We start from the raw sequence: 20,102 nt of genomic DNA on the forward strand, positions 1-20,102 counted from the left end.
TTATTTCTTCTTCGTCATTTTGCTTTCATACCAACTGCGGTTTTCGCGCGCCAGTAAGCCAATTGATGCTACCGGACCCCAGGTACCCGCCTGATAAGGCTCAGGAGGCTCTGGAGAATGCTTCCAGGCTTCTAAAATAGAATCTACCCAGTTCCAGGCATGCTCTACTTCATCCCGACGAACAAATAAAGCCTGATTGCCTAACATCACCTCTAACAACAGTTTTTCATAGGCGTCAGGTATACGGTCTTCAGAGAATGCCTCAGAAAAACTCAGGTTAAGTTTGGATTTTTGCAAATCCATCGACCCTGAACTGGTCAGCCCTGGAATTTTATTCATTACGGTAATTTCTACGCCTTCGTCAGGCTGTAGGCGAATAACCAGTTTATTGGGTGGAAGACTATTGAAACTGGCACCAAACAAATTATGTGGCTGGCGTTTAAAGTAAATAACCACCTCAGACACTTTGGTTGGCATGCGTTTTCCGGTACGCAAATAGAATGGCACTCCGGCCCAGCGCCAGTTGTCTATTTCCGCTTTTATGGCTACAAAGGTTTCGGTTTCGCTGCGGGTGTTAGCGTCCTCTTCCTCAAGGTACCCGGGAACCTCCTCACCTTTTACGAAGCCGGCAGAATATTGACCACGTACTGTAGTGTCACTGACATTTGAATTATCAATGGGTCTTAGCGCTTTTAATACTTTAAGTTTTTCATCCCGAATACTATCTGCATCTAAGGTCGCCGGCGGCTCCATGGCTACCAGACTCAGTATTTGTAACAGATGGTTTTGCACCATATCGCGCATTTGTCCGGCGTCATCAAAATATCCCCACCGCCCTTCTATACCTACCGACTCAGACACACTGATTTGCACATGGTCAATACAGTTATGGTCCCAGTTGGTAGTGAATATAGAGTTAGCAAAGCGCAGTGCAATAAGGTTCAGTACCGTTTCTTTACCTAGATAATGGTCAATACGATAAATCTGCGATTCGTTAAAGTACTCAGAAACCTGGTTATTGATGACCTTTGATGATTCGAGATCGTGACCTATCGGCTTTTCAAGCACAACCCGTACACTGCTATCGATAATATTGCAGCTGTGTAAGCCCCGGCAGATATCCCCATAAATAGCCGGCGGGGTGGCCAGATAACACACCATTGTCCGACTTGCATCTACTACGGTATCTAACTGCTCGTAGCTGGCAATGTCCTTCATATCAACCTGAATATAATCAAGCCGCTTACAAAAGCGCCCCCAGGTCTCTTCACAAATCTGCTTATCGCTGAACTTTTCAATATTCGTTTTTACTTCAGCGATGTACTCATCTTTACTCATTTGCTGGCGTGCCACACCGACAATAGTTGTATCTGGATGAATCAACTGCGCTTTTTCTAGCTGATATAGCGACGGTAACAATTTTCGGCGTGAAAGATCGCCCAGTGTGCCAAATAACACAAAATCACAGGGTTCGAATGAATTATCCATTACCATAGTGTGGCCTTTTTAAATAAGTAGTAGAAATACTATTGTTATACGTCTGAAAATAGCATTTCCCTGATGTTATTGCCCAGTAGTTAACACCAAATGTAGTAAAATTACAACTTTGATGCAGAAATTACGTTACGAATTTTAACAAAATCTGTTGTATTTTTTTTACCATGACGTCAAAAAAGTACATTTTCCTTGTCTATGAGCACGCTTAACGTAGTATAGGCTTTATAAAAACAGATCTATAATAATACTAAGTGTATAAGTTGTATGAATATTCTTGAGAAAATCACACAAAACAAAGCCGTTTTCAGTAAGTCAGAAAGAAAAGTTGCTGATATTATTCTGGCTCATCCTCAAACCGCCATACACTCAAGTATTGCTACGCTGGCGAAAATGTCAGACGTAAGCGAGCCTACTGTTAATCGCTTTTGCCGCCGCCTCGACACCAAGGGTTACCCAGACTTCAAACTGCATTTGGCCCAAAGCCTGGCAAATGGCACTCCTTATGTAAATCGTCATGTTGACGAGAACGACGGACCCCAGGAATATACTAACAAAATTTTCGAGTCTACAATGGCTTCATTAGAGGTAGCCCGGCAGTCTGTAGATGTGAATATAATCAACCGCGTGGTAGATTTACTTACCCAGGCTCAAAAAATCTCTTTCTTTGGCCTGGGCGCGTCGGCTTCTGTGGCTCATGATGCATTAAATAAGTTTTTTCGCTTCAACGTGCCTGTTGTTTATTTTGAAGATGTGGTTATGCAACGAATGAGCTGTATGAACTGCACCGACGGTGATGTTGTCGTTCTATTTTCGCATACAGGCCGCACCAAGAGCCTGGTCGAAATTGCCCAGATAGCCCGTCGTAATGACGCTACTGTAGTTGGCATTACATCGCAAGACAGTCCACTGGCTAATGAATGCAGCTACGTTTTATCGCTTGAAGTACCCGAAGATACAGATATGTATATGCCTATGGCTTCGCGTATTGCGCAGCTGACTCTGGTCGATGTTCTGGCTACCGGTTTTACATTGCGCCGAGGCAATAAATTCAGAGAAAATCTAAAGCGGGTCAAAGATACCTTACGGGATTCGCGTTACGATAAACCCGATTAAAATACGCTTTTATCTCAATAATAAGTCAGGGTTGTTATACAAGCTACACTACTCAAATTATCCTCAGGTGTAGCTCCCCTGTTAGCAACCTTATCAGCGCCAGTTTAATACCAGTACATTCCCTACTCTTTTTGACTGGTCTACCTTATTCACTACTTTTTTGTACATTACTTCAGATTACTTTGTTCAGTTCGCTTAATGCAGGGTTTATGACCTGCGTTATAGTGGTTGACTACGCAGCCACTGTGACTACTTATTAGGCAATATGCTCGTTCCTCGTTTAACTGTTGGCCATGAATAATCTAAGAGTGTGCAGCCCCATTTATATTATTATAGATCCAATTTTTGTAATATTATTACGAAAAATGATTACATCTATGAGACAACCTGAACGCTTTACGTTAAAATAACAATTCGCCCTTCATCATTTATAAGCAGATAAGCGACAAACACTATGAGCAGAAGAACAAAAATTTTAGCTACATTAGGCCCGGCAACCGATTCTTTGGAAAAAATTCAGGCAATTATTGCTGCGGGCGCTAATGTTGTACGTATGAACTTTTCTCATGGTCAGGCCCAGGACCATATAGAGCGAGCTGAACGGGTTCGCGAGGCGGCAAAAAATCTGAACCGGTATGTGGCCATTTTAGGGGATTTACAGGGCCCGAAAATACGCGTGGCCCGCTTTAAAAATGGGTCGGTAGAGCTGGAAAACGGTGCCCCGTTTATATTGGATGCTGAACTGGCTATAGACGCTGGAGATGAAACTCAGGTGGGCATCGATTACAAAGCGCTGCCTGATGATGTCAACAAAGACGACATTTTGCTGTTAGATGATGGCCGTATACAACTGCAAGTGACTCAGGTCGTCGGGCAAAAAGTACATACTAAAGTTACCGTCGGTGGCAAGTTATCGAACAACAAAGGCATCAACCGCCAGGGCGGTGGCTTGTCTGCTGAGGCGTTGACCGATAAAGACAAAGAAGATATTAAGACTGCCGCTAAAATCGGTGTGGATTATTTGGCGGTCTCATTTCCGCGAAACGGAGCAGACTTAGACTATGCACGCGAACTGGCGATTGAGGCTGGTTGCCATGCGCAGATTTGCGCCAAAGTAGAACGAGCAGAAACAGTTGCCACACCTGAAGCGATGGACGATATTATTAGTGCCTCTGATGCAGTAATGGTGGCGCGTGGAGATTTAGGCGTAGAAATTGGCGACGCCGAGTTAGTGGGCGTGCAGAAAAAGCTTATTTCACGTTCAAGGCAGTTAAACAAAGTTGTTATCACAGCCACTCAAATGATGGAGTCGATGATTGAAAGCCCGATGCCTACGCGAGCTGAGGTCATGGATGTTGCCAACGCGGTACTTGATGGTACTGATGCGGTCATGTTGTCTGCTGAAACCGCCGCGGGTAAGTTTCCAGTAGAAACAGTCACTGCTATGGCCAGAGTGTGCGAAGGAGCCGAGACGCATCCTAGCATTCATTTGTCGAAACATCGTATGGATGATATTTTTTCAAATACCAGCGAGACTATCGCGCTTTCGGCAGTATATGCAGCCAACCATCTTCCCAGCATTCGGGCAATAGTGGCGCTAACAGAAAGCGGTAACACGCCCAAATTAATGTCTCGAATGACCACCCGTTTGCCTATTATTGCGATGTCACGTCACAAAGACACGTTAAACATGATGGCACTGTTTCGCGGTGTAAAGCCTGTTTGTTTTGATTCAGAAAACAGCGAACCGGGCAAGCTTAAAGATGATGTGATTAATACTCTTAAAGCTCTCGGTGAAGTTGAAGCCGGTGATACGCTGGTCATGACCTATGGCGACCAGATGGAAAAGATCGGTGCCACTAACGCGATGAAAATTGTCAAAGTTGACTAGATATCGCGTTTAACGCATCAGCACCTTACAACATCAAAAAGACCAGCCGGTGAAGCTGGTCTTTTTTGTAATTGCTTTATCTCCAGTGATTAAAAAAGACTTCTGCCTCTTTTTTCTCGGGTGGCAGTGCGGTGGTCACCGGCGTTCCAAGGTATAAAAAACCGACTATCTCGTCTTCGTCGTTAAGATTTAATTCTTTTTTGACAATATCGCACTGCGCATACGCCCCGGTTCGCCACAATCCGTTAAAACCCTGAGCCTGAGCCGCCATTTGCATGGCCATAACCGCACAACTGGTTGAGGCAATTTGTTCAACTCGTGGCACTTTCGGGTGCTCCTGATACTTAGCGATAGCAACAATAACCATCGGCGCACGTAAAGGTAACTGAGGCGCACGCTCTATCTCTTTTTCGGTTTTGTCATTTTCAATAGCAGACCGCTCAAAAATACTGCCCAGCTTATGAAGCCCCTGCCCTTCGCAAACAATAAAATGCCACGGCATCAGTGCCCCGTGATCGGGCGCGCGCAGTGCGGCTTGCTTGATATTCTCTAACGCTTGTTCAGCAGGCGCCGGAGCCGTGAGTCGGGGCTGAGACCGACGGTTTAATAATAAAGACAGTGCATCCATTAAATTCTCCGGTTGCGTAGGTATGAAAGTATTTTTCTATCCTACGGACGAAAAAACGAAAAGACCACCTTCGATTTTTTCACTAATGTTCAATAATAAGTCACGGCCAAACAGTCGCTGTATAATTAAAGTACGAATTGATGAGAATATACGAGGTGACATAGTTTCAGACAGGTTGCCCCCTTGCCAACATTGATATTTGAGGTTGATATCAGTGGCGGTCACCTAAATAGGGTAAGCTTCAACTCAATGAGTGTGCTTAGAACCTGGACTGCGTCTATTAAAAATCTATCAAACGACTTTTTTACAACAACACAAGCTTATGAAGTATTGACCTTTCCCTTAGCGTTAGCGGGTTTGTTGCGCTGGCTGTTTTCTATCGGGCTTCTTCTTAACCGGCCGATTGCACTATTAATATGATTAAAAATTACAATTCTTTACAATTATTAGTAGCGATTCAATTGAGTTTCTATACCATTGTGCCAAGACGTAATCAGAGGTAAAACCGACTATGGCAGCGAACGGAAGCTGGACTAAATCCCTATTCGTAGGACTATGGACAGTACTCAACTTTTGTCGAAAACTGTTCTTTAATATCATTTTCATTTTTATCGTAGTAGCACTTTTAATTGCTATCACCGCCGATAAAAAGCCAGTATCAGTGCGCCCCGACAGTGCATTGTATATGAACCTGAAAGGCCAGCTGGTTATTGAGCGAGAAGCCGTAGATCCTTTCGAACAATTTATGCAGGAAGCCTTTGGCGATGAGCCGGAAAGCCCTGAATTGTTGGTTCGCGAGCTGGTCAGTGTGCTCGAAAACGCCAAGCAGGATAATCGAATTAAAGCTTTGGTTATGGACCTTAAGGATTTTCAGGGCGGTGGCTTGGACAAACTGAGAACCGTTAGTCAGGCAATTGATGACTTTAAAACCTCAGGCAAACCGGTTTATGCCATTGGTGATTATTATTCGCAGAATCAGTATTACCTGGCTGCGCATGCTGATCATATTTACCTGAACCCCATGGGAACGTTGCTACTAGAAGGCTATGGTCGTTTCGGACTGTACTTTAAAGACATGCTTGAAAAGCTCAAAGTGACTACCCACATATTTCGGGTAGGTACTTATAAATCAGCGGTCGAACCATTTTTGCGAAATGATATGTCTGATGCCGCACGCCAGGCAAACAGCGAATGGCTTGATACCTACTGGGGACAATACAAACAGGATGTCGCCGCAGCCCGGGGTATAAGCGAAGACAATTTCGATGAAAAGCTCTCTGTACTGGTCGAAAAATTTAACGAAGCCGGGGGTGATTTTGCTCAGTACGCGCTGGAAAACGGCTGGGTCGATGCATTGAAATCACGAACCGATATCCGCGATGAATTGGTGGAAATAGTGGGTGCCGATGAGACTGAGTTAAGCGTCAACGTCACCTCATATAAAGACTACTTAAAAGTTATTAACCCTGCAGCGACCCGGGTACCCGGATCTGACAAAGACAAGGTGGCAGTTGTTATCGCAAAAGGTCAGATACTGGATGGCGATCAGAAGGCCGGAACTATCGGTGGCGATAGCACGGCACGGCTTTTACGACAGGCCCGTATCGACGATACAGTGAAAGCAGTAGTAATGCAGGTCGATAGTCCTGGTGGTTCATCGTTTGCGTCTGAAGTCATTCGCCAGGAAGTATTAGAGCTGCAAGAAGCCGGCAAGCCTGTTGTGGTTTCGATGGGTACTTATGCAGCATCAGGGGGTTACTGGATTTCAGCTCCAGCAGATAAAATCTACGCTTCACCCAGCACTATTACCGGCTCTATTGGTGTATTTGGGATGTTTATGACCTTTGAAAACACCCTGGACTATCTGGGTGTAAACAGTGACGGTGTGGGCTCAACAGAAATCGCGGGATTGTCACCGGTTCGCAAGTTAGATCCACGGTTTGGTGATTTGTTACAACGCAGCGTAGAAAGTAACTACGAAAAATTTATTACCATGGTGGGTAAATATCGCGGTATGAGCCCTCAACAGGTAGATGAAATTGCTCAGGGTCGGATATGGATTGGTACCAAAGCTAAAGAAATCGGCCTTGTCGACGAATTGGGTACCTTAGAAGATGCGATTGCCAGCGCGGGCGAACTTGCCGGCCTTGAGAGTTACGAAACTAAATATGAAATTCATCGCCTTACCCCTCAGGAGCTATTCTGGAAAGAGTTTTTTGGCCAGGCCTTTGTATGGGCTGCAAAAACTCAGTTTAGTCAGAATAACTCGCCGTTAATGGGCATGGTCAAGAACGTATTAGCCGAGTACGAGTCGGTCAATAAATTGAATGACCCAATGGGCGTTTATATTATGTGTCTGCAGTGTAAGGTTCAATAGGTTAAGGTTAATATGGACCGCCCCTGTAACACCGACAAGCTACAGGTCGAACGCAAGATAGATCAGCTGCTGGCAATTGCCAGCAGCCTTTATGAAGTGCCTTTTAAGCGTCCCGCTGTTACCTGGAGAAAATCAGGTAAAAACGCGGGCACCGCTAATCTCACCCACAATCGAATTAATTTGAATCCGGTTTTGTTTTGTCATAACCGAGAAGCCTTTTTTACTGATGTTATCGCTCATGAGTTAAGCCATCTATTGGTCTTTCAGCTATTTGGAAGGGTTCAGCCCCACGGCTGGCAATGGCAGAAAATGATGGAAGAGGTTTTTCAGCGCCCTGCTAATACCACCCATAACTTCGACTTGGCCCCTTTAAAGCTGAAAAGCTTTTATTATAGATGTGACTGTGGGCCGGTAGAATTGTCGGTACGACGTCATAATAAAGTGATACGAGGCCAACAGCGGTATTTTTGTCGACGCTGTAAGCAAACCTTAATAGCAACGGCCGAACAACAGGCTGCTAGCCTATAAATGAATCAGCCGATCAAAGTGGTGGGTTAATTAAAAAAGGAACGCGTTAATCCCTGGTCAAGCTGTTCAAAAGCGGCTTTTAATATCATCGCCAGCTCTTGGTATTTAGGTTCAGATTTACGTACCTGTACCTCACAACCCTCTTCTTGCAACTTAGAATAAATCTCAAAATACCAGTTTTTAAGAGATGCCGGCAAAGGTTGATCGGCGCGCTGGCCTAACCACAACAATCCCTGTAAAGGCAAACTTAAGAAAAAGGCACCTATGGCGATAGCCTGAGGTAAGTAGCTTGTACCAAATGTATCAAGAAGCAATGCACATGAAACTACAGCTAACGGCGGCATAGAACGAATTGCCAAACGCGTAGCGGCAATAACTTTACACTCGGGAAAATAAGCATAAAGCTGTTTTTTGTTTGGCCAGGTATTCAGATATTTGTGACCCTGGCGAAACATTGTAACCATGGACTGCGCCATAACTCACCTCTAGTATGGGGAATTGATTCGAAGAACCGGATAGCGGTATCTTGTTTTACCGCTGTTAAATCCCATCGTTTTAAATAGTACCCTTACACCGCAAGTATAGCTCAATCTCAGGGTTAACTATATTGAAAAAGTTTTCATGAAAAAATAATCACCCTCAATAATCGTGTCATAGCATTTGCCATTGCGCTATTGATTGTGAATAATTCGCCCTAATAATAGAACACAAACTTATCTTCCCATGTAGTGTGGGAGAAACTGGAGAAAATATTATGGCAGAGACCAGACATGTACGCCTATTAATTTTGGGCTCAGGTCCGGCAGGGTATTCTGCGGCGGTATATGCAGCGCGCGCTAATCTGGACCCGGTGTTAATTACCGGTATTCAGCAAGGCGGGCAGTTGACCACCACCACCGAGGTCGAAAACTGGCCGGGAGATCCTGAAGGACTAACCGGTCCCGATTTGATGGTGCGTATGCAAAAGCATGCAGAAAAATTCGATACCGAAATTGTATTTGACCACATCAACAAAACGGATCTTACCAAAAGGCCGTTTACTTTGTATGGTGATTCAAACACTTATACCTGCGATGCGTTGATTATTGCCACCGGTGCCTCTGCCAAATATCTGGGTCTTGAGTCAGAAGAAGCGTTTAAAGGGAAAGGCGTTTCTGCCTGCGCCACCTGTGATGGTTTCTTTTACCGAAACCAGAAAGTAGCCGTAGTGGGCGGCGGTAATACCGCAGTAGAAGAAGCGTTGTATTTATCTAATATCGCCTCTGAGGTTCACGTGATTCACCGCCGTGATACGTTCAGAAGCGAAAAAATTCTTGAACAGCGTCTACGTGACAAAGCTGAAAACGGCAATGTAACCTTACACCTTAATCGTACGCTGGATGAAGTTATCGGCGATGAAATGGGGGTAACGAAAGTACGTGTTGCTGATACGCAGACTGATAACAAAGAAGACTTAGAGGTGATGGGTTTGTTTGTCGCAATTGGACATAAGCCTAATACCGACATCTTTGCAGGTCAGGTAGAAATGAAAGATGGCTACATTACGGTAAACAGCGGCTTGCAGGGAAATGCCACACAAACCAGTGTCCCTGGTGTTTTTGCTGCCGGTGATGTGTCTGATCATGTTTACCGTCAGGCGATTACCTCGGCAGGTACCGGCTGTATGGCAGCGTTAGATGCTGAGAAATTTCTGGATGGGTCACACGCTGATCAGTGGTAATTGTTAGCCAGATTGCCTAACATCATTGCTATTGCTCAAAAAAACGCTCCCTTTGGGGGCGTTTTTTATAAATCCTCATCATTATGTTGATGTAACCAGAACCACGGGTTGTATGATTGAACTTCCTTATTTAGCTGAACATACACCGTTCCCCCCGGTTAACAAAGCGCTAAAAGACCCGGATGGGCTATTGGCGTTTGGTGGCTCGTTGAGTGTTGAACGGCTATTTAATGCCTACTCTAATGGTGTATTTCCCTGGTTTAGTGATGGTGAGCCTATATTATGGTGGTCGCCTGACCCCAGAGCTATCATTTTATTAGAAGAGTTTCAGGCATCACGAAGTCTACGCAAGCTCGCGCGAAAGCAAGTTTATACCGTTACCCTGAATCATAATTTTGAAGGCGTTATTCATCATTGCGCGTCAATCGCCCGTACCATGCCCGGCGCAAAAGACGCATCAACTGAAACCTGGATAACTCAATCTATGATACAGGCCTATCAAAGATTGCATCAGGCGGGGCTGGCGCATTCGGTTGAAGTATGGGATGCCCAAAATACTTTAGTGGGTGGTCTTTATGGGGTGGGAATAGGTCAGGTATTTTGCGGCGAATCAATGTTCCATATTGCTCCGAATACCTCTAAGCTTGCTATGTATACGTTAGTTAACCATATGCGCCGACACAATCTTGCGTTTATTGATTGTCAAATGCCCACTGCGCACCTTAATAGTCTTGGGGCGCAAACCATTAGCCGCGAACAGTTTATTACTCAGCTGCGTGAGTACCGGTCTATGTTAGACCCCGAAGGTGCGATTTCTGCCGACTATACAATGTGCTGGCAAAAGCAGGTTATTACTCTATGAAGTTTGGTATTACCCAACCCTTTGACTGCAGTTATTTAGCCACCGAGCAAGAACAACTGCTTGTTTATGCCGAAAAAGACAAACATATTGCGGCGCGTTACGGCCAGCTTATCCAGGCTGGATTCAGACGTAGCGGTGAACAAGTTTACCGGCCCCACTGCCCTGCCTGTAATGCGTGTCAGTCGATAAGAGTGAGGGTAAAAGATTTCGCGCCAAGCAAAAGTCAGCGCCGTCTTTTAAAACGTAACCAGGAGTTTACTAGCCGGTTAGTGCATTCTCCTAACGATGACTATTATAGACTGTATGAACGCTATATCATCGAACGCCACGCTGATGGTACAATGTATCCCCCGAGTCGGCAGCAGTTTGAAAGTTTTGTGCTTTGTAGCTGGAAAGACCCAATATTTATAGAAGCTTATAAAGACGATCTGCTGATAGCAGTAGCCGTAACAGATGATATAAATGATGGTCATCACCATCAGGCGTTTTCGGCGTTATATACGTTTTTTCATCCCGAGTTTAGCCAATTTTCGCTAGGTAGCTGGATGATATTACAGCAACTTCAACATGCTTTTCGGGCTGACAAAGACTACCTCTATTTGGGCTACCAGATAGACGAGTGTAATAAGATGAATTATAAGCGTAAATTTACGCCACATGAACGCTTTGTTCACAACAAATGGCAAATTGACCATAAAGATTCATTTTAAAACTTTACATGTCGCGATAGATTAGTTAAGGTCTGCGCGGCAAAATTTTGGACTTACTGAGGCATCTGCTATACATGGCAAAAGAAGATTCTATTGAAATGGAAGGCGTCATTCTTGACACGCTTCCAAATACAATGTTCCGCGTTGAACTTGAAAATGGTCACGTGGTTACTGCGCACATCTCAGGAAAAATGCGTAAAAACTATATCCGTATCCTGACAGGTGATAAGGTCACCGTAGAGATGACCCCTTACGATCTGACTAAAGGTCGTATTATCTATCGCGCGAGATAATATCGGTAAGTAAGAATCTTAACACCTGATAGCAAAAACCCGGCCTAGGCCGGGTTTTTATTTATCTGACAGGTATTGTCTTAATTAGACTCAACATGCATTTGTTTTGAATCAACATCAGAGTAGATAAAAACAAGTTTGTCTTTCTTAAAGCCCACTTTCACATTGCCGCCTTTAGCTAACTCGCCAAACAGCAGCTCATTGGCTAGCTCTCGTTTTATCTCATCTTTAATCAATCGTGCCATGGGACGTGCCCCCATCGAACGGTCATAACCTTTTTCGGCGAGATATGCACGCGCCTCACTGGTTACCTCTAACGAAACCCCTTTAACATCAAGCTGCGCCTGTAGCTCAATAATAAATTTATCCACTACCTGCAATATAATATCGGTTTCAAGATGGTTGAACCAAATAATGCCATCTAAACGATTTCTGAATTCAGGTGAGAAAGTCTTATTGATTTCACTTAATGCATCGTGACTATGATCTTGCTGTTTAAACCCGATAGACTTACGCACAGTTTCCTGAACCCCCGCATTGGTGGTCATTACCAGTACCACATTACGAAAATCAACTTTGCGTCCATTATTGTCTGTCAGAGTGCCGTGATCCATTACCTGCAGTAAAATATTGTAAATATCGCTGTGAGCTTTTTCAATTTCATCCAGCAATACGACCGAATACGGATTCTTAATCACCGCATCTGTCAATAAACCACCCTGGTCAAAACCAACATAGCCAGGAGGTGCGCCAATTAACCGGCTAACCGCATGACGCTCCATGTATTCAGACATATCAAAACGTGCCAGCTCCACACCCATTATCTTAGACAATTGTTGAGTGACTTCCGTCTTCCCTACCCCGGTTGGGCCTGCAAACAAGAAGCTACCAATGGGTTTTGTTTCATTGCCCAGGCCTGAACGTGACAAGTGAATTGCATTGGTTAAGGTCTCAATAGCCTGATCTTGCCCAAATACCATCATTTTTAAATCGCGCCCCAGGTTTTTCAGCACTTCTTTGTCTGAAGCTGAAACCGATTTTTCAGGGATACGCGCCATTTTGGCAATAATTTGTTCAATTTCAGCAACATTGATGGTCTTTTTACGCTTAGACTGGGGTAATAGTCGCTGACTGGCACCGGCTTCATCCATCACATCAATCGCTTTGTCTGGCAAATGGCGTTCATTGATATATTTAGACGACAGCTCTGCCGCAGCCTGTAACGCTTTACGAGTAAAACGGACACTGTGATGCTCTTCGTAACGTTCTTTTAAGCCCATCAAAATTTTAGTGGTATCGCTTACGCTAGGCTCGACCACATCAACTTTTTGGAAACGCCGGGCCAAAGCGCGGTCTTTTTCAAAAATGCCCTGATATTCCTGATAAGTCGTAGACCCGATACACCGTAGTTCGCCACTGCTTAGTTTGGGTTTAAGCAAATTAGACGCATCCATAACCCCACCAGAGGCCGCACCGGCTCCAATAATGGTATGAATTTCGTCTATGAACAAAATAGCATGCTCATCTTTGCTAAGTTCTTTCAAAATCGCTTTCAAGCGTTTTTCAAAATCGCCGCGATACTTAGTACCGGCTAATAATCCACCTAAATCTAATGAGTAAACCGTGCTTGATGCAATAACATCAGGCACATCATCATTAACAATGCGGTACGCCAAACCTTCGGCAATAGCGGTTTTTCCAACGCCAGCCTCGCCCACCAATAACGGATTGTTTTTACGACGACGACAAAGTATCTGAATGGTCCGTTCGACTTCAGAATCACGCCCAATAAGCGGATCTATTTTTCCGTCTTTGGCATGTTTGTTTAAGTCGGTAGCATATTTACTTAACGCCGAATCGTCGCCGTCACTGTCACTGCTTTCTTCACCCGTCTCGCCGTGGCTCTGGCCTTCTTCATCTTCAGACTTACTTACACCATGGCTAATAAAATTCACAACATCTAAGCGGGTAATATCAGCTTTTTTGAGAATGTAAACAGCCTGAGATTCTTGCTCGCTAAAGATAGCAACCAGCACGTTAGCACCCGTAACTTCATCTTTGCCAGAAGATTGCACATGAAACACGGCGCGTTGCAATACTCGCTGAAACCCAAGGGTTGGCTGCGTTTCTCTTTCGTTTGCCTGCTCATCAAGTATCAGTGGCGTGGTGTCTTTTACAAACTCAATAAGCTCACTTTTGATGACATCAATATTGGCGCCACACGCTTTGAGGGCGTCTTGCGCAGAAGCGTTGTCCATCAAAGCTAATAGCAAGTGTTCAACGGTCATAAATTCGTGGCGGTGTTCCCGAGCAAACACAAAGGCTTCATTTAACGTTTGCTCTAATTCTTTATTTAACATATCGCTCGCCTTATCGTTGGTTGACTTACGCCTGTTCCATTGTGCACATAAGTGGGTGTTGCTGTTTGCGTGCGTACTGATTGACTTGCATTACCTTGGTTTCAGCAATTTCAGCGGTATAAATTCCGCAGACGGCTTTACCATTATAATGCACTGTCAGCATTGTCTGATTTGCCTTTTCGGCATCCATATTGAAAAAGTGCACAAGAACCTCTATCACGAAATCCATTGGCGTGTAGTCGTCATTGTTTAATAACACTTTATACATTGGAGGCGGCTGCGTTTTCTTACGCTGCGCATCCCGGAGTTTTTCTTTTTCGATACTGATCGCGTTGTCTCTACTCATAGTAATAGGATAGTGCCTTAGCGTATATTACGCTGAATTTTTTCAGACAGATTAATTCTGTTAATTTACGCTTGACATTTAGTGTTTAAAAAATCTACAGTTTAGGTATAGCGAAATGAAGTGACGCATTTGGCTATAGTTGCCCCTTAAAATCTATTGTGGGGGCATAACTGTGTGAGTTCAAGGATTAAGAGGAAGTCGAAGTATGGCGGTTGGTAAAGTTAAATGGTTTAACAACGCAAAGGGTTTTGGTTTCATCGTTCCAGAAAACGGCGGTGAAGACATATTTGCTCACTATTCAACAATTCAGATGGAAGGCTATCGTTCGCTGAAAGCAGGCCAGGATGTGACCTACGACGTTCAGCAAGGCCCTAAAGGGCTACATGCCGAAAATATTGGATTGAAAGGCGACGAACCTGAGCGTTAATACCTAAAGAAACCTTGTATTCAAAGGGCTTTTCCCTGGCATTCGTTGTTAGGCAAAAGCCTTTTTATTATGTGTTAAACATAATGTTGGCAAAATCAAGCCGTTAGAATAATAGATTCAAACAGTACAAACCTTCGCTGCCACTGGTTTTCTCTAAGCACCTCCTCATCATTTTGCGTATTTAGCTTTCTTTTCTATTATTGGGCTTTCACATTGTTTTTCATTTAAATAAAAAAACCCGGCAGTCGCCGGGCTTTTATCTTTCATAACTATTTTCAGTTTTTAACTCAGAATTTTATGCAGTGTCTTACTAGGAGACATTGCATTATATACTTTATCAGTATCTGGATAGTAGTAACCGTCAATAGGCTGCTCTTTACCCTGGGTCGCATCAATTTCTTCTAAGATGGTATCCATATTGGCTTCAAGCTGTTCAGCAATATCTTTAAACTTGGCTGCCAAATCCGGGTCTTCGGTTTGTGAAGATACTTCCTGAGCCCAGTAAAGTGCCAACCAAACATGGCTGCCTCTGTTATCCAGCTCACCGGCTTTACGCTTGGGTGACTTACCGTTGTTTAACAGACTTTCGGTTGCTTTGTCTAAAGAGGTTCCGATAATTTTTGCTTTAGCGTTACTATGTTTAATCGCAACATCTTCAAACGATACCGCTAATGCCAGGAATTCGCCTAACGAGTCCCAGCGAAGATGTCCTTCTTCAACAAATTGCTGCACGTGTTTAGGCGCGGAACCACCAGCACCCGTTTCATACAAACCGCCACCGGCCATCAATGGCACAATTGACAGCATCTTAGCACTGGTACCCAGCTCTAAAATTGGGAACAGGTCGGTCAGGTAGTCACGTAAAACATTACCGGTTACCGAGATAGTGTCCAGACCGCGTATTGCGCGCTCCATGCTGTATCGGATAGCTCGAACAGGCGACATTATCTGAATATCCAAACCATTCAGGTCATGCTCTTGCAGATATTTTTCAACTTTAGTAATCAGTTGAGCATCATGAGCGCGTTCTTCGTCTAACCAGAATACCGCCGGCATGCCTGATTGACGCGCACGGGTAACCGCTAGCTTAACCCAGTCCTGAATAGGCGCATCTTTGGCCTGACACATACGCCAGATATCGCCTTCTTCAACGCTATGTTCCATCAATACGTTGCCGTCACCATCGACAATTTGAACGGTACCATCGGCTTCCATTTCAAACGTTTTGTCGTGCGACCCATATTCTTCAGCTTTTTGCGCCATCAGACCAACATTTGGAACCGTGCCCATTGTGGTCGGGTCAAATGCGCCGTGGGTTTTACAAAAATTAATCACTTCCTGATAAATCGTGGCGTAAGTACTTTCCGGAATCACGGCCTTAGTATCATGCGCTTTTCCGTCTGGTCCCCACATTTGCCCCGAATTACGGATCATCGCTGGCATAGATGCATCAACAATGACATCACTAGGAACATGCAAGTTAGAAATGCCTTTATCAGAATTCACCATTGCAATAGGCGGGCGACTGCCATAACAGGCATTGATATCGCGTTGTATTTCAGAACGCTGAGATTCAGGCAGGCTTTCAATTTTGTCATAAACACTGCCCAGGCCATTGTTTGGATTTACACCCAATTCCTCAAACAGGTCGCCCCACTTATCAAACAACTCTTTATAAAATACCTTAACGCAATGACCAAAAACGATGGGGTGCGACACCTTCATCATAGTGGCTTTTACATGTAGCGAAAACAGCACACCGGTGTCTTTGGCGTCTTCAATTTGTTCTTCAAAAAAGTCGCATAGTGCTTTTTTGCTCATATACATGCCGTCGATAACCTCGCCGGCCAACAAATCTACGCGAGGCTTAAGTGTTTTCTTGTTACCTTGTTTGTCGGTAAATTCGATGCTGACATGGCCATCTTTTTCAATGGTGGTCGATTTTTCGCTAGAAAAGAAATCGCCTTTTTGCATATGTGCAACATGTGAACGAGATGCCTGACTCCATTCCCCCATTGAGTGTGGGTATTTACGAGCATAATTTTTGACCGCTGCGGGCGCTCGACGGTCTGAATTACCTTCACGCAGTACCGGGTTTACCGCACTACCAGAGACCTTGCCATAACGTTCACGAATGTCCTTTTCTTCATCAGTTTGAGGATCATCAGGAAACGCCGGAACCGCATAACCTTTCGCGTTCAATTCTTTTATTGCTGCGCGCAGCTGAGGAACAGAGGCACTGATATTAGGCAGTTTTATGATATTAGCGTTAGGATCCTGAGTCAGCTTGCCAAGCTCAGCCAGTGCATCGGGTACCTGTTGTTCATCAGACAGATAGTCAGAAAAATTCGCCAGAATACGGGCAGCGAGAGAAATGTCTGTTAATTCGATATCGATGTCTGCTGCACCAGCAAATTTTTCGACGATAGGAAGCAACGAATAGGTCGCCAGCATGGGCGCTTCGTCGGTCTTTGTATAGACGATAGTCGACTTGGCTTTGGTCATTATATACCTCAAAGTTTGCGGTAAACTTACCGTAATTAGTCCGTTTGGTACGTTATCAGCCAGCAACTGCTGGTCACAAACGCTTCGACTGGCACCTTTCACTGTAGGGCTGCTCAGCTACGATTTTATGCACTTCCCGCCTCGCCCCATAACGGACCAGCGTACATCTAACATCAGCGAACCCGACAAAAAATGCCGCGTTCAATAGTATAAGGGCGAATATTTTAGTTACAAGTCATACCATTGTCTTTACCTGCTAACTCAGCTTTATACCGTGTATTAACACTGGGACTGAAAATCCCGGTCGTGCCTTAGTTAAAAACACTGGTAAACTTAATCTATCGACTTTTCTTTTAACACCAGGTTCATTTTAATGCCCACGCCCCCGTCTACTGTCATTCTGTTTAATAAACCTTTTAATGTGCTCTCTCAGTTTACTGACGGCGAAGGACGTGCCACGCTTAAAGATTACGTTCCTATACCCGAAGTTTACGCAGCTGGGCGGCTTGACCGGGACTCAGAAGGGCTTTTGATTCTCACCAACAATGGCAAATTACAGCACAAGCTGGCCAATCCTGAAGCAAAAACAAGTAAAACTTATTGGGCCCAGGTTGAAGGTGATATTACCGATGAAGCGCTGTTGAATTTAAATACCGGCGTAGAATTAAAAGATGGGCTTACTGCGCCGGCTAAAGTAAAAAGAATGGCTGAGCCCCAGGTGTGGCAACGAACCCCGCCCGTTCGCTTTCGCCAGCATATTCCCACTTCGTGGATAAGCCTGACAATAACTGAAGGTCGCAACCGGCAGGTTCGCCGCATGACGGCCCATGTTGGCTTCCCTACTTTGCGATTAATTCGTTACCGGGTGGGTAACTGGACTATTGATGGTATTGATAACGGTGAGTTTGTTCAATTCACCTTATGACCCAGAACCTTGCAGTCGAATTTCTGAACGCGGCATAATGTAGTACAAGAAAGTATTATTGTTAGCGTAGGTTACCGCGCCATTGAGTGTGTCAAGCAGCGTATTTTCTGCTAGAATTCGCGACTTTTGATTTAACAGTGTTATGAGTGAAGAGAATACGGTGACAGAACCCCTTTCCAGCCCTAAAGCCCCTGCACAACAAAAAGTCATCGTCGGCATGTCTGGCGGTGTCGATTCCTCGGTATCAGCTTATCTGCTGCTTCAGCAAGGATATCAGGTAGAAGGCCTGTTTATGAAAAACTGGGAAGAAGACGATAATGATGAGTACTGCGCGGCGGCCGAAGATCTTGCAGACGCGCAAGCCGTGGCTGATAAACTTGGAATTCACCTTCATACCATAAATTTTGCCGCTGAATACTGGGATAACGTGTTTGAATATTTTCTTGCCGAATACAAGGCAGGTCGCACGCCTAACCCGGATATCATGTGCAACAAAGAAATAAAATTTAAAGCATTTTTAGAATTTGCCGCCGAAGATTTAGGTGCTGATTACATTGCTACCGGCCACTATGTACAGCGCCGTAATGTAGATCAAAAATGGCAAATGTTGCGGGGTCTGGACAACAATAAAGACCAAAGTTATTTTTTGTATACCCTGAGTCATGAGCATATTGGCAAAACATTATTCCCGGTAGGCAACCTGGAAAAACCTGAAGTACGTCGTATTGCTGAAGAGCAGGGATTGGTAACAGCAGATAAAAAAGATTCAACCGGTATCTGTTTTATTGGCGAGCGTAAATTTAAAGACTTTCTAGCCCGTTACTTACCAGCACAGCCAGGTGATATAGAAACCGCGGAAGGCCAGACTATTGGCCGTCATGAAGGTCTGATGTATCACACATTAGGGCAACGTAAGGGTTTACATATTGGCGGTATGGCTGAATTTGGCGAAGACCCCTGGTATGTCGTCGACAAAGATGTGGCGCGTAATGTATTAATTGTTGGTCAGGGCGCCGACCACCCGCGCTTATATTCTAACGGGCTGGTTGCCAACCAGCTTCACTGGGTTAACCGTCAGCCATTAACCGATACCCTTAAGGCTACGGTAAAAACCCGTTACCGTCAGCAGGACATTGCCTGCACCATTCGGCCCACCGGCGATGACGAGATTACGGTTACCTTTGATGAACCGCAAAAGGCGGTCACCCCCGGCCAGTCTGCCGTATTTTATTTAAATGAAGTGTGTCTGGGCGGCGCTATTATTGAGAGTTATATTCGCTGATGCTTGATCCAAAAATAGAACAACATCTAGCTCTGGCCGGTGTTTGTCAGGCTGCAGCTTTAGTTAAACAAATTGCCCGTACCGGAAGCGTAGACCGGGATGCTTTTGAAGCCAGTATGTCAAGCATACTGGTCACCGACCCCGAAAGTCCGCAGCATGTTTTTGGAAGTCTGGGTAACTTAAAGATAGGTTACCAAACCTTGCTGGCACAACTGTCAGATAAATCAACGACCAAAGATACTGAGCTAACCCGTTATATTGCCAGTTTGCTGGGACTGGAGCGAAAACTGGCCGCTAAACCCGATGCTATGAGTACTTTAGGCGACCGAATTTCTCATGTTCAGCGCCAGTTAGAACACGTTAATTTTGATAACAGCCAAATTGTGGGTTCGCTGGCCAGTATTTACTCGGACATTGTCAGCCCCCTGGCCCCCCGTATTCAGGTGGCGGGTAACCCCGATCACCTTAGCCAGCCAGTCAATCAGCACCGTGTACGGGCTTTGTTGTTAGCCGGTGTGCGTGCAGCCGTTATGTGGCGACAAATGGGCGGTAAACGTCGCCAAATTTTGCTAAATCGAAAAAGTATTGTCACCAGTGCCAGTCAGGCATTGCGATTAATTTAAAAATGTGAGGAGCAT

The 20,102-nt window shown here is 44.7% G+C and carries 18 protein-coding genes; 12 read left to right on the forward strand and 6 right to left on the reverse strand.

Annotated features, from left to right (window positions below; translation table 11 throughout):
• Nucleotides 1-1,494, reverse strand: coding sequence for a glucose-6-phosphate dehydrogenase (zwf, locus tag JK130_RS13695; RefSeq protein ID WP_218354890.1), 1,494 nt, complete (start codon nucleotides 1,492-1,494; stop codon nucleotides 1-3).
• A gap of 267 nt (nucleotides 1,495-1,761) precedes the next feature.
• Between zwf and JK130_RS13700 the strand changes: the two genes are divergently transcribed.
• Both JK130_RS13700 and pyk read left to right on the forward strand, forming a co-directional pair.
• Nucleotides 1,762-2,610, forward strand: a complete 849-nt coding sequence (locus tag JK130_RS13700; protein ID WP_218354891.1) for a MurR/RpiR family transcriptional regulator — start codon at nucleotides 1,762-1,764, stop codon at nucleotides 2,608-2,610.
• 454 nt (nucleotides 2,611-3,064) lie between these two features.
• Nucleotides 3,065-4,501 (forward strand): pyruvate kinase, encoded by a 1,437-nt coding sequence (gene pyk, locus JK130_RS13705; RefSeq protein ID WP_218354892.1) that lies wholly within the window; start codon nucleotides 3,065-3,067, stop codon nucleotides 4,499-4,501.
• 76 nt (nucleotides 4,502-4,577) lie between these two features.
• Here pyk and JK130_RS13710 read toward each other — a convergent pair whose 3' ends face one another.
• Complete coding sequence (locus JK130_RS13710; RefSeq protein ID WP_218354893.1) at nucleotides 4,578-5,129, reverse strand: NAD(P)H nitroreductase; 552 nt, start codon at nucleotides 5,127-5,129, stop codon at nucleotides 4,578-4,580.
• Between the two features lie 511 nt (nucleotides 5,130-5,640).
• On the opposite strand from JK130_RS13710, the gene sppA reads away from it, so the two are divergent.
• Together sppA and JK130_RS13720 are read left to right on the forward strand one after the other, a co-directional pair.
• A complete protein-coding gene (gene sppA / locus JK130_RS13715) occupies nucleotides 5,641-7,506 on the forward strand; it encodes a signal peptide peptidase SppA (protein ID WP_218354894.1) in 1,866 nt (621 codons plus the stop codon).
• Between the two features lie 12 nt (nucleotides 7,507-7,518).
• On the forward strand, nucleotides 7,519-8,034 hold the full coding sequence (locus tag JK130_RS13720; RefSeq protein WP_218354895.1) for a SprT family zinc-dependent metalloprotease: 516 nt from the start codon (nucleotides 7,519-7,521) through the stop codon (nucleotides 8,032-8,034).
• A gap of 26 nt (nucleotides 8,035-8,060) precedes the next feature.
• Here JK130_RS13720 and yfbV read toward each other — a convergent pair whose 3' ends face one another.
• Nucleotides 8,061-8,510 carry a terminus macrodomain insulation protein YfbV gene (gene yfbV, locus JK130_RS13725; RefSeq protein WP_218354896.1) on the reverse strand — a complete coding sequence of 150 codons (450 nt, stop codon included), beginning with the start codon at nucleotides 8,508-8,510 and terminating at the stop codon, nucleotides 8,061-8,063.
• Nucleotides 8,511-8,788: 278 nt separating this feature from the next.
• Here yfbV and trxB point away from each other — a divergent pair, with 278 nt between their 5' ends.
• From trxB to infA, 4 genes are all read left to right on the forward strand, one after another.
• Entirely contained in the window at nucleotides 8,789-9,754 is a 966-nt protein-coding gene (gene trxB, locus JK130_RS13730) for a thioredoxin-disulfide reductase (protein ID WP_218354897.1), read from the forward strand.
• A 112-nt stretch (nucleotides 9,755-9,866) separates the two neighbouring features.
• Complete coding sequence (gene aat, locus JK130_RS13735) at nucleotides 9,867-10,616, forward strand: leucyl/phenylalanyl-tRNA--protein transferase (protein ID WP_218354898.1); 750 nt, start codon at nucleotides 9,867-9,869, stop codon at nucleotides 10,614-10,616.
• Entirely contained in the window at nucleotides 10,613-11,326 is a 714-nt protein-coding gene (locus JK130_RS13740; RefSeq protein ID WP_218354899.1) for an arginyltransferase, read from the forward strand. The genes aat and JK130_RS13740 overlap by 4 nt, the downstream gene beginning before the upstream one ends.
• A gap of 74 nt (nucleotides 11,327-11,400) precedes the next feature.
• Nucleotides 11,401-11,619, forward strand: a complete 219-nt coding sequence (infA, locus tag JK130_RS13745) for a translation initiation factor IF-1 (RefSeq protein ID WP_137166795.1) — start codon at nucleotides 11,401-11,403, stop codon at nucleotides 11,617-11,619.
• Between the two features lie 80 nt (nucleotides 11,620-11,699).
• Here infA and clpA read toward each other — a convergent pair whose 3' ends face one another.
• Together clpA and clpS are read right to left on the reverse strand one after the other, a co-directional pair.
• Complete coding sequence (clpA, locus tag JK130_RS13750; protein WP_218354900.1) at nucleotides 11,700-13,979, reverse strand: ATP-dependent Clp protease ATP-binding subunit ClpA; 2,280 nt, start codon at nucleotides 13,977-13,979, stop codon at nucleotides 11,700-11,702.
• 25 nt (nucleotides 13,980-14,004) lie between these two features.
• Nucleotides 14,005-14,325 (reverse strand): ATP-dependent Clp protease adapter ClpS, encoded by a 321-nt coding sequence (clpS, locus tag JK130_RS13755; protein ID WP_218354901.1) that lies wholly within the window; start codon nucleotides 14,323-14,325, stop codon nucleotides 14,005-14,007.
• 205 nt (nucleotides 14,326-14,530) lie between these two features.
• On the opposite strand from clpS, the gene cspD reads away from it, so the two are divergent.
• On the forward strand, nucleotides 14,531-14,752 hold the full coding sequence (gene cspD, locus JK130_RS13760; protein WP_218354902.1) for a cold shock domain-containing protein CspD: 222 nt from the start codon (nucleotides 14,531-14,533) through the stop codon (nucleotides 14,750-14,752).
• A 282-nt stretch (nucleotides 14,753-15,034) separates the two neighbouring features.
• Here cspD and JK130_RS13765 read toward each other — a convergent pair whose 3' ends face one another.
• On the reverse strand, nucleotides 15,035-17,257 hold the full coding sequence (locus JK130_RS13765) for an NADP-dependent isocitrate dehydrogenase (protein ID WP_218354903.1): 2,223 nt from the start codon (nucleotides 17,255-17,257) through the stop codon (nucleotides 15,035-15,037).
• 373 nt (nucleotides 17,258-17,630) lie between these two features.
• Between JK130_RS13765 and JK130_RS13770 the strand changes: the two genes are divergently transcribed.
• From JK130_RS13770 to hflD, 3 genes are all read left to right on the forward strand, one after another.
• The gene (locus JK130_RS13770; RefSeq protein WP_218354904.1) at nucleotides 17,631-18,182 is read left to right on the forward strand and encodes a pseudouridine synthase; all 552 of its coding nucleotides are present in this window, start codon (nucleotides 17,631-17,633) and stop codon (nucleotides 18,180-18,182) included.
• Nucleotides 18,183-18,324: 142 nt separating this feature from the next.
• Nucleotides 18,325-19,464: a tRNA 2-thiouridine(34) synthase MnmA gene (gene mnmA / locus JK130_RS13775; protein ID WP_218354905.1), complete on the forward strand. Its 1,140-nt coding sequence runs from the start codon at nucleotides 18,325-18,327 to the stop codon at nucleotides 19,462-19,464.
• On the forward strand, nucleotides 19,464-20,087 hold the full coding sequence (gene hflD, locus JK130_RS13780) for a high frequency lysogenization protein HflD (protein WP_218354906.1): 624 nt from the start codon (nucleotides 19,464-19,466) through the stop codon (nucleotides 20,085-20,087). Before mnmA ends, hflD begins: the two co-directional genes overlap by 1 nt.
• Nucleotides 20,088-20,102: the final 15 nt, after the last annotated feature.

This window comes from Alteromonas lipotrueiana, assembly GCF_019249245.1.
Taxonomy (GTDB): domain Bacteria; phylum Pseudomonadota; class Gammaproteobacteria; order Enterobacterales; family Alteromonadaceae; genus Alteromonas; species Alteromonas lipotrueiana.